The organism is Clostridioides sp. ZZV14-6345, assembly GCF_020657775.1.
GTDB classification, from domain to species: Bacteria; Bacillota; Clostridia; order Peptostreptococcales; family Peptostreptococcaceae; genus Clostridioides; species Clostridioides difficile_D.
The window spans coordinates 14,354-29,202 of the sequence record NZ_JAGWCX010000003.1 but is presented as its reverse complement, the minus strand read 5'-3'; the positions used below and the strand labels follow the sequence as shown (position 1 = coordinate 29,202).

15 protein-coding genes are annotated in these 14,849 nt (G+C 27.6%); 14 read left to right on the top strand and 1 reads right to left on the bottom strand.

The window, feature by feature from the left end:
• Nucleotides 1–144 precede the first annotated feature (144 nt).
• The 4 genes from KGF39_RS01205 (at nt 145) to KGF39_RS01190 (ending at nt 5,883) form a co-directional block, all read left to right on the top strand.
• Nucleotides 145–1,299 (top strand): aminotransferase class I/II-fold pyridoxal phosphate-dependent enzyme, encoded by a 1,155-nt coding sequence (locus KGF39_RS01205; RefSeq protein WP_227820882.1) that lies wholly within the window; start codon nt 145–147, stop codon nt 1,297–1,299.
• 50 nt (nt 1,300–1,349) lie between these two features.
• Nucleotides 1,350–2,603, top strand: a complete 1,254-nt coding sequence (locus tag KGF39_RS01200) for an MFS transporter (RefSeq protein WP_227820881.1) — start codon at nt 1,350–1,352, stop codon at nt 2,601–2,603.
• A gap of 652 nt (nt 2,604–3,255) precedes the next feature.
• Nucleotides 3,256–4,671: an MBOAT family O-acyltransferase gene (locus KGF39_RS01195; RefSeq protein WP_227820880.1), complete on the top strand. Its 1,416-nt coding sequence runs from the start codon at nt 3,256–3,258 to the stop codon at nt 4,669–4,671.
• Between the two features lie 15 nt (nt 4,672–4,686).
• On the top strand, nt 4,687–5,883 hold the full coding sequence (locus KGF39_RS01190) for an alginate O-acetyltransferase AlgX-related protein (protein WP_227820879.1): 1,197 nt from the start codon (nt 4,687–4,689) through the stop codon (nt 5,881–5,883).
• 13 nt (nt 5,884–5,896) lie between these two features.
• On the opposite strand, the gene KGF39_RS01185 is transcribed toward KGF39_RS01190, so the two are convergent.
• Nucleotides 5,897–6,652 carry an SGNH/GDSL hydrolase family protein gene (locus KGF39_RS01185; RefSeq protein WP_227820878.1) on the bottom strand — a complete coding sequence of 252 codons (756 nt, stop codon included), beginning with the start codon at nt 6,650–6,652 and terminating at the stop codon, nt 5,897–5,899.
• Nucleotides 6,653–6,897: 245 nt separating this feature from the next.
• On the opposite strand from KGF39_RS01185, the gene KGF39_RS01180 reads away from it, so the two are divergent.
• The 10 genes from KGF39_RS01180 (at nt 6,898) to KGF39_RS01135 (ending at nt 14,707) form a co-directional block, all read left to right on the top strand.
• Nucleotides 6,898–7,068: a hypothetical protein gene (locus KGF39_RS01180; RefSeq protein WP_227820877.1), complete on the top strand. Its 171-nt coding sequence runs from the start codon at nt 6,898–6,900 to the stop codon at nt 7,066–7,068.
• Between the two features lie 444 nt (nt 7,069–7,512).
• Complete coding sequence (locus KGF39_RS01175) at nt 7,513–8,223, top strand: UPF0489 family protein (RefSeq protein ID WP_227820876.1); 711 nt, start codon at nt 7,513–7,515, stop codon at nt 8,221–8,223.
• 105 nt (nt 8,224–8,328) lie between these two features.
• A complete protein-coding gene (locus KGF39_RS01170; protein WP_227820875.1) occupies nt 8,329–8,826 on the top strand; it encodes an SEC-C metal-binding domain-containing protein in 498 nt (165 codons plus the stop codon).
• A gap of 9 nt (nt 8,827–8,835) precedes the next feature.
• Nucleotides 8,836–8,997 (top strand): hypothetical protein, encoded by a 162-nt coding sequence (locus KGF39_RS01165; RefSeq protein WP_054275413.1) that lies wholly within the window; start codon nt 8,836–8,838, stop codon nt 8,995–8,997.
• 98 nt (nt 8,998–9,095) lie between these two features.
• On the top strand, nt 9,096–10,034 hold the full coding sequence (locus tag KGF39_RS01160) for a dipeptidase (RefSeq protein WP_227820874.1): 939 nt from the start codon (nt 9,096–9,098) through the stop codon (nt 10,032–10,034).
• An 83-nt stretch (nt 10,035–10,117) separates the two neighbouring features.
• Complete coding sequence (gene yabG / locus KGF39_RS01155; RefSeq protein ID WP_227820873.1) at nt 10,118–10,978, top strand: sporulation peptidase YabG; 861 nt, start codon at nt 10,118–10,120, stop codon at nt 10,976–10,978.
• A gap of 147 nt (nt 10,979–11,125) precedes the next feature.
• A complete protein-coding gene (locus tag KGF39_RS01150; RefSeq protein ID WP_009892135.1) occupies nt 11,126–11,392 on the top strand; it encodes a Veg family protein in 267 nt (88 codons plus the stop codon).
• Nucleotides 11,393–11,484: 92 nt separating this feature from the next.
• Nucleotides 11,485–13,035, top strand: a complete 1,551-nt coding sequence (locus KGF39_RS01145) for a DUF3794 and LysM peptidoglycan-binding domain-containing protein (protein ID WP_227820872.1) — start codon at nt 11,485–11,487, stop codon at nt 13,033–13,035.
• Nucleotides 13,036–13,152: 117 nt separating this feature from the next.
• Complete coding sequence (gene ispE, locus KGF39_RS01140) at nt 13,153–14,043, top strand: 4-(cytidine 5'-diphospho)-2-C-methyl-D-erythritol kinase (RefSeq protein ID WP_054275409.1); 891 nt, start codon at nt 13,153–13,155, stop codon at nt 14,041–14,043.
• The gene (locus KGF39_RS01135) at nt 14,027–14,707 is read left to right on the top strand and encodes a GntR family transcriptional regulator (RefSeq protein ID WP_009892132.1); all 681 of its coding nucleotides are present in this window, start codon (nt 14,027–14,029) and stop codon (nt 14,705–14,707) included. The genes ispE and KGF39_RS01135 overlap by 17 nt, the downstream gene beginning before the upstream one ends.
• Nucleotides 14,708–14,849: the final 142 nt, after the last annotated feature.

The window sequence follows — 14,849 nt, the reverse complement described above, 5'->3', positions numbered from 1 at the left end:
AAAAAAACAAAATAAGTGTCAGATTTTTAGGAATTATAACAAATATAAAAGTATACTTAAAAAAATATATTAAGGATAAGCTAAATTGGTGAAATTTAGCTGGGAAAACGTTGTATAGATAAATCAAAACAGGAGGGAATCAAAATGAGTAATAATATTAATCAAGATTTAGAGACAAAAATAATACATTGGGGACATAGTGCAGACCCAGCAACAGGAGCATTAGCTACACCAATATGTCAAACAGCAACATTTGCTGCAAAGACAGTAGAACATTTTGAAGAGTTGTGTATGACATGGGGATATGTGTATACAAGAGAGTGTAATCCAACACTTACAGAGTTAGAGGCTAAGTTAGCTATGCTTGAAAATGCAGAAAGCGCTATATCTAGTACATCAGGTATGGGAGCAATAACATCTACTATATTGGCATTAGTAAAAAGTGGAGACCATATAGTTAGCTCAGATGGAATATTCTCACATACTAAATTATTTATGTCTGAATTGTTATCTAAATTTGGAGTTGAAGTTACATTTGTAGATGCAGTAAATCCTCAAAATGTAAAAGATGCAATGAAACCAAATACTAAGATAGTTTATATAGAAAGTCCTTTAAATCCATCCTTAGATTTAGTAGATATAAAAACAATAGCAGAAATTGCTCATGAAAATAAAAGCTTAGCTATAGTTGATAGTACTTTTGGTACACCAATCTTGCAAAGACCAATAGATTTAGGTGCAGACTTAGTAATACATAGTCTTACTAAATTTATAAATGGACATGGGGATACTTTAGGAGGAGCAGTAGCAGGCTCAAAAGAATTGATAGATTTAGTTAGATGGCCAAGTTTATGTTGTTTTACAGGAGCATCTTTACCACCAATGAGTGCGTGGATGATTTTAAGGGGTATGAAAACATTAGATATGAGAATGAAAAAACATTGTGAAAATGGATTAGCAGTAGCAGAGTTTTTAGAGAAAGAAGAAAATGTAGAATTAGTAAAATATCCAGCACTAAAATCTCATCCTCAATATGAGCTTTGTAAAACTCAAATGAATGGTTTAGGTGGAGGGGTAGTTTCATTTAAACTTAAGGATGGTATAAATGGTTTGACAAGAGACCAAGCTAGTAGAAAATTAATGAATTCTTTAGAGCTTGCAACAATAGCAACAAGCTTAGGGGAAGAACATACATTGGTTCAAATGAATGGAGAAAATCTAATAAGAATAGCTGTTGGATTAGAATCTTCAAATGACATAATAAATGACTTCAAACAAGCAATAAAAAAATTAAAATAAAATTACATGAATGAGATTATAAACAATAAAATTTTAAGGAGAGAGAATCAATGGAAAACAAAAGTAATGTTAAAAGATTTTTAATAATATTCATATTGGCATTTGGAACAACAGCTATGTATAGTTTACCATATATGAAATCATCATTTTATGACCCAATGCAACAGGCTTTAGCATTAAGTCATACACAAATAGGGAACTTATTAAGTTTATATGGATTAGTAGGAATGGTATCTTATTTTATAGGAGGATGGTTTGCAGATAGATTCTCAGTTAGAAAACTGATAACTTTTTCTTTAATTGCTTCAGGAATACTTGGATTTTATTTCTCTACATTCCCATCATATAGTATGATACTTTTAATATTTGTATTATGGGGATTTACGACTATATTAACTTTCTTCTCAGCATCTGTTAAGGTTGTTAGAATGCAAGGAAGTGAGTCAGAGCAAGGAAGAATATTTGGTTTTTATGAAGGATTATCAGGTGTATCAGGTACATTAATTTCTTTTATAGGTCTTTACTTTTTTGGTAAATTTGCTGAAATAACAGTAGGATTCAAATATGTAGTATGGTTATATTCTGCAGCATCTATAATATGTGGTATACTTCTATTCTTCTTAGTAGAAGATAAAAAAGATAGTGGAACATCAGACGAAGGATTAAGCATTAAGTCATTATTAAAAGTAGTTACAATGCCAAAGGCTTGGTTGATTGGTCTTATAATATTTTCAACTTATTTAGTATTTTCAAGTTTAACTTATTTAAGTCCATACTTATCAGAAGTTTACGTAATGCCAATGACTCTAGTTTCAGCTCTATCAATAATCAGAACTTATGTTATAAAAATGGGTGCATCTCCAGTTGCTGGTGTCATAACAGATAAAGTTGGTTCATCTATAAGAGTAATGTTTGTAGGATTTATACTAATGACAGTGAGCACAGCTGCTTACTTGGTTATTCCTAAGAGTGCAGGATTTATATGGATAGCTGTAATAAACATGATAATACTAAGTGTAATATTATTTGGATTTAGAGGTATATACTTTGCATCTGTTTCAGAGTCTAATATATCTTTAGAAACCACAGGAGCAGTAGTTGGATTTGCGTCATTTATAGGATTTTCTCCAGACGCATTTTATTACACTATTGCAGGTAATTGGTTAGATAAATATGGACAAACAGGATATACATATATATTTATTTTATCTGTAGTATGTGCAGTTATAGGTATATTTGCCACTTATGCTTTAAATAAGATAAACAAAAGAGAAAATAAGAATTTGAATAACAAGATTGCTTAAATATTTATACTTATTTATATGGGGATATCTCAAAATAAAACTTTGAGTTATCCCCTTTTTGGGCAAAAAATAACACAATGCATTTATTCTTCTAGAAAATTTATTTGCACAACTAGAAATATAACGAATTTATAGTTAGAAATGAAAAATCTATGTAAATAAGTGTTTACAATATGTTTGAAAATTTCCAGGTGCGACTCGTTATTATAAGATTTTGTGTCGAGATGAGTATATATAAATAATATTTTCAATAACAAATAATTACAATTAAATTAAAAATATTTGCAAAATATGTTTTTTATGTTATTATGTTAACCTATATAAGTAATATATAAAATAGACTTAGATTCAAGAAAAATATTATGATTTTATGCGTTTATATAATTTTATATTTATATAAGGAATAAGTCTGTCAAAAATAACTTTCATGATTATCAAGAGATGGCTCTAATTATAAAATTAAGTCCTACTCTTACTTAAATTTACATACTAATACATTTTGTATCTAAATATAACTATGTTAGTCCACTATTATACATTTTTTTTAAACAAAGTTTGTTCAAGTGTAGTTATATAATAAAATAGATCCATAAAGGTGTCAATTAAAGGAGGTGAATATATCAATTTAGAGGATTTAAATTGATATAAAAATATGATTTTTAGTAGCTTAACATTTTTATTCGCGTTTTTACCTGTAGTTTTTATACTTTATTTTTTAGTTAATGATAAACTTAAAAATTTTGTGTTATTACTTATGAGTCTATTCTTTTATGCATGGGGGGAACCTAGATATATATTCTTAATGCTTGGGTCTATAGCAATCAATTATATGTTTGGGCTTAAAGTATCTTCAGATAATAAGAAAGAAAAGAAATTGTGGTTAACATTATCTGTGATTTTTAACATATCATTATTGGTGATTTTTAAATATTCTAATTTCCTTATAGACAATTTTAATGCTTTATTTAATGCTCATATAAGCATTCCAACAATAGCACTACCTTTAGGTATATCATTTTTCACATTCCAAACAATGAGTTATGTAATTGATGTGTACAGAAAAGATGGAAGCGTTCAAAAAAATATATTTGACTTAGGGCTATATGTAAGTTTATTTCCACAACTTGTAGCAGGTCCCATCGTTAGGTATCGAACTGTAGATGAGCAAATAAGTAAGAGGACTCATTCTAATGAAAAATTTGCAGTTGGAGTAAATAGATTTATATGTGGACTAGCTAAGAAAGTTATTTTAGCAAATCAACTTGGTGTGGTAGCAGATGGAGTTTTTTCAGCAAATATAGCTAATCTTTCAATAGCTGAATCGTGGCTGGGAATAATATGCTATACACTTCAAATATACTTTGACTTTTCAGGTTACAGTGATATGGCTATAGGTCTTGGTAAAATGTTTGGATTTGATTTTCTTGAAAACTTCAACTATCCATACATATCACAATCTGTATCTGAATTTTGGCGAAGATGGCATATATCACTAAGTAGTTGGTTTAAAGACTATGTATACATACCTTTAGGTGGAAATAGAGTTTCTCCTATTAAGCAGTATACAAATTTATTTGTGGTATGGTCTTTAACAGGAATATGGCATGGTGCTAACTGGACATTTCTTACATGGGGTATATATTATGGAATCTTAATTAGTATAGAAAAAGCCTTTTTAGATAAATTACTAAAAAAGGTACCACAGATATTTAGACATATATACTTAGTACTAATAGTAATGATTGGATGGGTATTCTTTAGAGCAGATAATATAGTACAAGCATCTGAATTTGTACAAGTTTTATTTGGAATTGGCTCAAGTCCAATATATAATAACTCCTTTATTATGTATATAAATGATTATGGATATATTATAATTTTATCTATTATATTTGCAATACCTATAATACCTAAGCTTAAGTCAATATTAAAATCAAAAACTAAAAAGCTGGTTGAAAGTAATTTTGTATACGTACTTCATTCAACTTTTTTAGTGGCACTAATGTTTATAGTGGTTGTAATATTGATAAATTCTACATATAATCCATTTTTATATTTCAGATTCTAAGGGGGGACAATTAAGATGAATAATAAGAAATCAAAGTGGATATCAATTCCTTTTGTAGTTATAATAATAGGAACATTCCTTATACACATAGTAAGCAAAGATAAAGAAATTAGTGAATCTGAAAATAGAACGTTGGCTCAAAAACCAACTCTACAAGATTTTAAATTTGAAAAATATACAAGTAAATTTGAAAGTTATTTTTCAGACCAGTTTCCATTTAGAGAAGAGTTATCTGAAATATACTCTAAGGCACAAATAGTTCTTGGTAAAAATAAAATTAAAAACTATTATTTACTAGATGATAACTGGATTATGCCAATGCCATCAAAATCAATGACTGAAAAAGAATTAAAAGATGCTGCAAATGAAATAAATGAATTATCTAAAATAGCAGCTGATTCAAATAAAAAAGTTTATTATATTTCTACTCCAAATAAAGAAAGTATGTTAACACATTTATACCCCAAATATACTGATGGATTAAAAAATGATATTAATAATAAAAATGCTTTCAAAAGTTATTTGGATTTAGAAATTATAAACTCTATAGATGTAGATGAACATTTTTTAAAAGAGTTTAATGAATCTCAGCGAGAAGGCTTGTATTTTAAAACAGACCATCACTGGAATGGAATAGGAGCTTATGAAGGCTTTAAATTTATAATTGAAGATATGAATATAGTAAATAATATTTCTTGGGATAACTATACCCAAACAATGTATGATAAAGGATATTTTCTAGGAAGTTTCAATAAAAATTTAAATAAACTAGTTAAAGAAGATGAGACTATTCCATATGTTCATCTAAAAGATAAGCCTAATTACGAATATTATAAATTTGATGGAAAAACAGAAACTAAATGCAAGGAAGAAGATGTTATAGCTACTCGTAAAAATGAAGAAGACATTTTATATGGTGGTGCATATATGTTTGGTAATGCTTGCTCTATTTTAAAAATTAGAAATGAAGATGCATTATCTGATAAAAAAATACTTATTATAAGAGATTCATATCAAGCTCCTACATCATGGTTGTTCGCGGATATATTCTCAGAGGTGCAACTAGTAGATCCTAGATATATTGATAAACTTGATATATCTATTGATGATATTATAAGAGATAGTGAGGCCGATTTAGTCATGTTTATGTACAATACAAGAGATTTTAAAATGATGATAGATGTAATGAAAGAACAAAGAGAGAAGAGTTAATCTTCTCTCTTTGCTATATGCTTAATAAAAATCTATACATTTTATCTGATATACGATCATATCCAACATCATTTGGATGAAGACCATCTCTTGTAAATGTACTAATATTCTTTTTTGATATCCCACCTTCAGAGTATAAATCTAATACAGGAAGCGAATACATCTGACCTAAAGATTTTATAACGTTTACATAATCTATTAGCTTACTTCCAACTTCATTGGTAAAGTCAATATCATATCCATCACGAATTCTTTGGGGCGGAGTAATTAAAACCAAATCTATACTAGGATTTGATGACAATATTTTCTCTATTAACAGCTGATATGACCCTGTAAAGGTAGTTTCATCAAACTCAACACTTCCGCTAGCTTTAATTTTTCCAAGTTTTTTATTATATCTAAAATCATTAGTTCCAGTAAAAATTGTTGCCAAATCGTATACCTTATAATCAATTGTCTTTCCAAGTGTATATGTTGACTTATTTTTAGATTGGGATACCATTGTTTGACCATTTTCACCCATATTATCAATTCTTGAGAATCCTAATATATTCTTAAGTTTATCCTGATATCCATTAGCCCTTGTTATACTATCACCTAGAGTTATCCATGACTTGCCTTTCCACTTGTTAAAGTACATCAATTCTAAGGATGTATTGTTTTGTGTATCACTAAATACAGGTGATGAATTATTTAAATCAACTAACGTATATGAAGTAATACAGCTAATTATTGTAACTAATAAAAAACATATGGTGCTCTTTTTCATATGATACCACTCCTATATGCTTTATTATGTATTAAGTATTCATAAATTATTCCTAACATAATTTAGATACAAATAAAGCGGAAAATTTATGGATATCTAAAACTAAATATACCTATAAAAAATTTGAATAAAATGTATAAACATATTGCTTTGATTGATTTGTATGGCTATTTTTTTTAGTAGTATTAGATGTTTTTATAAAACGAGGATTATATGTTAAATAAAAAAATAAGTCCATCATTTTAATGATAATTGTATTTTTATTAAAAGTACCATTAGTATTTTCTAATAAAAATATTAATGGTAAGTCTGAAAAATTAGATAATTTAAGTGTTGAACAATTAATAGAAATTGGAGATAAGGATATTGATCAAAAATCAGAATATCTTAAAGCATTTAGAACAAATTCAAATTAGAATATATTATTGCTCTGTTGACTAATGTATATGAGTAGAAAAGTAAAGGATGGTGAAAATAAATGAAATGGATATTGATTTGAAATAGCTATTTAAGTAATTTAAAAAAATACATAGGCTCTATTTCTTGTACTCAAATTTCCTCAATATTAAAATTTAAGATATTAATTGAAAAAGAAGTAATAAAAAATAACATACAAAAACTCAAAAATGAGTTGAACTTAAAATTTGATTAGAAAAAAATCAATTTTGAGATAATCTCGTTTATGTTTACGCAAGAAATAATACTAATTTATAAATATATCTTATACTTATTGTATAATACATATTGAGAGAAGATATTAGTGTTAGTCACCAAGAATACCATAAATTTGTCTATGAGGAGAATACAAAAATAGGTGAATTTAGGCTTATATATTATAATAATGGAGGAATTTAACTTTTATGGAAAAGTATGAATATATTGGGTTTTATATAAAAAAACCAGTTGGAAATAATGTGTTTTCATATGAAAAAAGAGAAGGTAAGAGTATATATGTTCCAAAGCTTATAAATGGTACATTGAATGATGTAATGTTAGGTAATGAGGTAGTCTTTAATGAAATAGATGAGAATAAGGAAATAAAAGCAATAGGGTTGAAGAATATGGTCGAATATGTCCTGGGAAATAAAAAGATATATGTATTTGACAATCATAATCATGCATTTTATTTTTGGGTAAAATCTATGCTGAAGGATGAGTTTACAAGAGGATGTAAGTTAGTGCATGTGGACCAACATAAGGATACTAGAGAACCTGAAAACTATAATGTAGATATAAATAATATAAAAGATGTATTCAGGTATACAAATGAAGTTTTAAATGTAGGAAGTTTTATAAAACCCGCTTTAAAACATAACATATTCTCAGAATTAATAATAATAGACAGTTCATATGGATTTGATTTAGATATAGAATCAGAATTTGTCCTTGATATAGATTTAGATATATTTTCAAGTGATATGGACTATATACCATTTGATTTCAAATTAGAAAAGATAAAAAACTTAATTAAAAAAGCCAAAATAATAACAATTGCGACAAGCCCTTACTTTATAAATCAAGAGTATGCTATAAAAGTATTAAAAGAATTGTTTAATTATGATATAATGTAAGAGTTAACTTTAAATAAAATATGGTATAATCAAAAAGAAGAAACTTCTAATCTAACTAAAAGATTTTATACTATAAAAATATAGGTATACTTAGGAGGAAAAAGTATGAGTTTATATACTGAATGGAGAAATTTAAGTGATAATCATGAAAGTCAAGAAGCAGAGGTAAAATTCTGGGAAGAATATTTAAAAATTGAAGCTGGAATATATAATGAAATATTAAATAATAAAATGGATGTTGTTGAAGGGAAAGTAAGTGAATTAGCTGAAAAATTTGGAACTACTAATGAATTTTTCATGGGATTCATAGATGGAATAAGTGAAAGTTTAAAAGAAGGTATAGTTTTAGAAGATGTAGAAGCTGATAAAGAAGTTTCTATAAAAATAGATTGGGAAAAATTATATAACAATATGGTAACTGTTGAAGCTCATTGGCTATATAATTTACAAGGTTGGGAAGAAATACTACCAGCAGACCAAAGAAAAGAAATAATAAAGGCTTACAAGAAATCTAAAACAATAGTTAAAGAAGCAAAAATAGGAAGAAATGATTCATGCCCATGTGGAAGTGGGAAAAAATATAAGAAATGTTGTGGAAAGTAAGGTAGTCTCATGTTTATTTTAAGATTTGCGGATGATGATGACAATTTATCAGTTAAAGATTTTACATCTTTAACTGATTTAAAAAAATATATTAGTGAAAATGATATAGATAAAACATGGCATCAAATTGAAGAAGTTAAAAAAGTAATACCTAACTTAAAAGAAGACTAAGATTAAGTAACATCAAAAAGAATATTAAAAATAGTTGTCTATAAGGACAACTATTTCTATTTTTAGATATAAATATAAAATATACAGGGGGTATAAATATGAAATTTATTGATTTACATTGTGATACTATAGCAAAATTAATGGAAAATGTAGAGACAAGTGAACTTAAGTCTAACAAATATTCTGTTGATATAGACAGATTAAAAAAAGGGGATTCATTAGCTCAAACATTTGCTCTTTTTGTTGATACTGAAGAAGTAAAGCATCCTTTTGATTACTGTATGAGTATGGCAAGTAAATTTCATGAGGAAATGAAAAAAAATAGTGATGTAATAGCTTTAGCCACTAATTATGAAGAAATTATGAAAAATCAATCAGAAGGTAAACTTACAGCACTTTTATCTATTGAGGAAGGTGCAGTACTTGAAGGTAAAATAGAGAATTTAAAGAAATTTTACGACTTAGGAGTTAGAATGATGACAATAAGTTGGAATCATGTGAATGAATTGAGTTTTCCTCATAATAAAGTAGAGTATAAAGAAAAAGGACTTACTGATTTTGGAAGAGAAGTGGTGCATAAAATGAATGAATTAGGAATGATAGTTGATGTTTCTCATATTTCAGATGGTGGATTTTATGAAATTGCAAAGATTTCTTCTAAACCAATAGTTGCTACACATTCTAATTCAAGAAAAATGATGAGCCATTCTAGAAATTTAACTGATGATATGATTAAAGTATTAGCAAATAAAGGTGGAGTTACAGGTATTAACTTCTTCCACTTATTTTTAAGTGATAAAAGTGAAAGTAAACTTGAAGATATGGTTAGACATATAAAACATATTGTAAATGTTGGAGGAATAGATGTTGTGGCTCTAGGTTCAGATTTTGACGGAATAGATTCAAAGGTTGAGATTGAAGATATATCACAAATGGGTAAATTGTATGAACCTTTAAAAAAAGAAGGATTTAGTGAAGATGAGATAGAAAAGATATACTATAAAAATGCTTTAAGAGTAATAAAAGAAGTATTATAAGAAATGTTCTTTTGACATTAGGAAACAAAGTTTTATATCGAACATAGTATAAACTAAGATAAAAATTTACTGGAGGTTTAACTATGAAGGTAGGAGACATTGTAGCTAGAAAGTCACATGACAAAGATATAGTATTTAAAATAGTCTCTTTTGGTGTAGATGAAAATAATGAGAAAATAGCTATACTAAAGGGAATTGCATTTAGAGTAATAGCAGATGCTTATATTGATGACTTAGAATTAGTAAAAGCACCTGATATAAAAGGTATATTAATAGATAAAAATGTAGAAAATTTATTATATAAGTCAGTAAGAAAAGCTAAAGAAAGACAAAAAAGAATGACAAGAGCAGTTCCAAAACTTCAATTAAATCCTAACACATATGGAATGCCTGGAAAGGTATTACAGATAGATGGAGATAAAGAATATTTAAAGATTTGCTTGGATGTATATGCTCAACTTGGAATACCTGCAGTAGGTGTAGCTGTTTCAGAACAAAATCAATATAAAGAAGTAAGAGCGTTACTAGAAAAATATAATCCAGATATACTAGTAATAACAGGTCATGATGCAATGACAATAAAAAGAGGGGATATAGAAGATATGAGTAACTATAGAAACTCTTTAAACTTTATTAAAACAGTAAAAGAAGCACGTAAATGGCAACCAAATTTGGATAATCTTGTTATATTTGCAGGAGCATGCCAATCAAATTATGAAAAAATAATAAGTGCAGGAGCAAACTATGCAAGTTCACCTGGAAGAATAATGATACATGCATTAGACCCTGTTTTTATAGTAGAGAAAATTGCTTGTTCAAGAATTGATGTAGTAGTGCCTATTGATGAGGTTATAGAGCAGACTATTACAGGTGTTAAGGGAATTGGTGGTTCTGAAACAAGAGGAAAATTTAGATGGGCAATGCCAAAAACAATATTACATTAGCAAAAATTAACATAATTATACTGTATATCTTCAAAAATAGTATTGACATTTTTGCAAAAAATATATAAAATAATTAGTTTAAACATTTGACAAAAATGTTTATATGTGATATTATGTAAACATATAAACGTTAAAGAAGGTGATATTGTGGCTACTGTTCAAACTCTAGACAAGATAAGAGTAAGCTTAGAGAGACATATAGGAAAGAAAATATTGTTGAAAGCTAATAAAGGAAGAAAGCAGATTATTACAAAAGAGGGTATACTAGAAAAAGTTTATCCAAGCGTGTTTGTTATAAAATTAGATGATGAAAGTAATGGATATCCTAGAGTATCTTATAGTTACTCAGATTTATTAACATCTAATGTAAAGTTACAAGTTTTTAGAGATCAAGATAAATTACAAATCAGTTAAAATTATACCTATTAAAAATAGGTGTAATTTTTTTTTTGCTTCTTAAATATAAATATAGTGTGATATTTTTATAATACTTAAGGAGGTAAGCTATGGAATTAATTAAAGATGTAATTAAGGTTGACAATAGAATAGACTTTGGAAAATTTCAAACATTCATTGAGGCGGAGGCAGTTGTGCCGGACAAAAAATTAGATGTATATGAAATTGTAAAAACAGAAGGGTACATATCAATTAAAAAAATTGAAATGGCAGATGGGAAGATACTTTGTAGAGGAAGTTTTAATTATAATGTAATCTATATTGCAGATGATAAAAATACTATTTCTAATGTAGATGGGAAAGTAGATATAAACGAAGTAATAGAAAAAGATAATGTTGTTCAAGATATGGAATACATGTTGTTTTCAGAAGTAGAGCATATGGATTGTACTATAATGAATGAGAGAAAAATTAAAGTAGGAGCTCTTATGAATATAAGGGGAAGTTTGTTTGAGAAGCAAAGATTAGACATTGTAAAAGATGTAGCACAAGTAGAAGGAATACAAAAGTACAGAAAGGAAATATGTTTTCAAGATATAGTTGGAATAGAAAAAGCAGAAAGTTCTATAAGAGATACTATAACTATAAACACAGAAGAAATTCAGTCTATAATAAGTTTGAATCCATGTGTTAAAGTAAAAGAAAGTAGAGTGACTGACAATAAAGTTATTATTGGTGGAGTATTAGAAATAAATCCATTAGCTTGTACATATGAGGGTGAACTTGTGGAGTTGGATAGAGTAGGTATTGAGTTTACTCAATTTGTAGAAGTACCTGGAGTTAGTGATGGTATGACTGAGGAAGTTCTGTTATCTATGTCAGACTTTAATCATATTTTCAAACAAAATAGTGAAAGTAATACAGGTCTTTTAGAAATAGATTGTATGGCTTGTTGTAAAGTAAAAGTTACAGATGAAGTGACAAGAGAAGTATTACAAGATGCATATTCTCCTCAAAAAATAATAAAATTTGACCATAAACCTATTCAGTTGAATAAGACTTTAAGAAATAGTGAAGAAACATTTATGGTTAGAGAAGGCATAAGAAATGATAATGATGATATACAAATAAAAGATATTGTAAGCGTTTGTCCAACTATGTCTATAGAAAATAGCTATATTGAAGGAAATAAAAGCATTATACAAGGAATCGTAAAAGTTGAAATTTTATTTGTTCCAGTTGAAGGTTTAAAATTGGTTTATAAAATTAGTGAAGAAATTCCATTTGAACACGATATAGAGATGGATAATTTAACTGATACAGCATCTGTGTTTAATACAGCATGTATTGATAAAGTTGAAGTTGATTTGAATAGAGACCAGATAGATTTGATTATAAAAATCAAGCGATTTACTGAAGCATTAGATAAGAAAGCAGAAAACTTTATTATCAAGGGTGAAGACCAAGGTGTCTATGATTTATCTAAAGCTCCTAGCATAATCGTATATATATGTAAAGAAGGAGATACTTTCTGGAACATTGCAAAAAAATACAATACAACAGAAAATGAAATTGCAGAACTTAATGATATAAAACTTGATGAACCAATTAAGCCTGGTAAGTGTCTTATTTTAGAAAAAAAAGTCGTATTAGTAGATTAATGTTAAAAAATTTAAAGTAATTAAGTATAATAGGGTATTATAATACCCTATTATTTTATTTTTTGTAGTATAATATTATTGTTAGTGATGCATTATTCTTTAAACAAGGAGGATAGAATGGATTTTATAAGACTAAAGAGTAGAGCAAAAATAAATTTATCCATTGATGTCTTAGGAAAAAGGCAAGACGGTTATCATTTTGTTGAAATGATAATGCAAACGATAGATTTATACGATATAGTAGAGATAAAAAATTTAGATGAAGATGAAATAAAGGTAAAAAGCACTAGTTTAGATATTCCTTTAGATGAAGATAATATTGTTTATAAAGCTGCCAAAATACTTAAGAATAAATTTGATATAAAAAAAGGTGTAGAGATATTCATAGAAAAAAATATTCCTGTAGCAGCAGGAATGGCTGGAGGAAGTTCTAATGCAGCCGCAGTATTAGTAGGTCTAAATCAATTATGGAAACTTGGATTATCTGAAGATGAATTAAAAGAAATAGGATTTAATTTAGGAGCAGATGTTCCATTTTGTATATCAGGAAGACCTGCTTTAGCTCAAGGTGTTGGAGAAAAGCTAACAGACATCAAAGGTTTACCGTGTGATATGAATATATTGATATGTAAACCAGACTTATTCGTTTCTACTAAAGAAGTTTATCAAGGATTAGATTTGAATAATATTAAAAAAAGACCAAATAATAAATATTTGATGGAGTGTTTAAAGTCTGAAGATATAAAAGCTGTATCAGAAAGCATGGTAAATATTCTTGAAAATGTTACTATAAGTAAACATAGAGAAATAAATGATATAAAGCAAGTAATGATGAAAAATAATGCTTTAGGTTCTATGATGAGTGGAAGTGGTCCTACAGTTTTTGGACTATTTGAAAGTAAAGAAGATGCTCTAATTGGAAAAAAAGAATTATTAAAAAAATATAAACAGGTGTATGTTGTTAATAGCAGTCAAAAAGGGGTTGAAATTTGTGGAGAATTTAACTAAACTGAACTTGGATAATTACAAGCCATTAAGAGATGTAGTCTTTGAAAATTTAAGAGAGGCAATCTTAGAAGGAAAATTAAAGCCTGGTCAAAGGCTAATGGAAGTACAACTAGCAGAACAATTAGGAGTAAGCAGAACTCCAGTGAGAGAGGCAATAAGAAAGCTTGAATTAGAAGGTTTAGTTGTTATGTTGCCTAGGAAAGGTGCGTATGTTGCAAATATGTCGTTAAAGGATATTATGGATGTATTAGAAGTAAGAGCAAGCTTAGAAGGCTTAGCAGCATATCTTGCCGCCGAAAGAATTAGTGATGAAGATATTAAAAAGCTTAAAGATATATCAGAAGAATTCAAAAAGAGTACTTTAGAATCCGATGTAGATGCACTGTTAAAACTTGATGTAGAATTTCATGAATGTATATTTAAAGCAACTAATAATAAAAAATTAATCCAATTAATAAACTCATTATGGGAACAAGTATATAGGTTTAGGGTTACTTACATGTCTGCTTATGATACATCGCATAATATTGTTGAAGAGCATAAATATTTACTTGATGCTATAATTAAAGGTGATAGTGAGCTATCTAAGAAGTATGCTACGGAGCATATAGAAAAAGCAGAGCAGTTTATGATAGATAAGGCTATGATTAGTAAAGACTTATAAAATATAAGTTTAAAAAGCTATTTTAAAATGATTACAATCATTTTAAAATAGCTTTTTTTATTAATATTAAAAAATATTATGAATAAATTAAATTTAATTGGACATAATTGATGATATAAATTTATCTTAAGGGGGAATTTTC

Excerpts from the sequence above, each read along its gene's own strand:
- KGF39_RS01205 (WP_227820882.1), top strand. The coding sequence starts at position 145 with ATGAGTAATAATATTAATCAAGATTTAGAGACAAAAATAATACATTGG.
- KGF39_RS01200 (WP_227820881.1), top strand. The coding sequence starts at position 1,350 with ATGGAAAACAAAAGTAATGTTAAAAGATTTTTAATAATATTCATATTG.
- KGF39_RS01195 (WP_227820880.1), top strand. The coding sequence starts at position 3,256 with ATGATTTTTAGTAGCTTAACATTTTTATTCGCGTTTTTACCTGTAGTT.
- KGF39_RS01190 (WP_227820879.1), top strand. The coding sequence starts at position 4,687 with ATGAATAATAAGAAATCAAAGTGGATATCAATTCCTTTTGTAGTTATA.
- KGF39_RS01185 (WP_227820878.1), bottom strand. The coding sequence starts at position 6,652 with ATGAAAAAGAGCACCATATGTTTTTTATTAGTTACAATAATTAGCTGT.
- KGF39_RS01180 (WP_227820877.1), top strand. The coding sequence starts at position 6,898 with ATGATAATTGTATTTTTATTAAAAGTACCATTAGTATTTTCTAATAAA.
- KGF39_RS01175 (WP_227820876.1), top strand. The coding sequence starts at position 7,513 with ATGGAAAAGTATGAATATATTGGGTTTTATATAAAAAAACCAGTTGGA.
- KGF39_RS01170 (WP_227820875.1), top strand. The coding sequence starts at position 8,329 with ATGAGTTTATATACTGAATGGAGAAATTTAAGTGATAATCATGAAAGT.
- KGF39_RS01165 (WP_054275413.1), top strand. The coding sequence starts at position 8,836 with ATGTTTATTTTAAGATTTGCGGATGATGATGACAATTTATCAGTTAAA.
- KGF39_RS01160 (WP_227820874.1), top strand. The coding sequence starts at position 9,096 with ATGAAATTTATTGATTTACATTGTGATACTATAGCAAAATTAATGGAA.
- yabG (WP_227820873.1), top strand. The coding sequence starts at position 10,118 with ATGAAGGTAGGAGACATTGTAGCTAGAAAGTCACATGACAAAGATATA.
- KGF39_RS01145 (WP_227820872.1), top strand. The coding sequence starts at position 11,485 with ATGGAATTAATTAAAGATGTAATTAAGGTTGACAATAGAATAGACTTT.
- ispE (WP_054275409.1), top strand. The coding sequence starts at position 13,153 with ATGGATTTTATAAGACTAAAGAGTAGAGCAAAAATAAATTTATCCATT.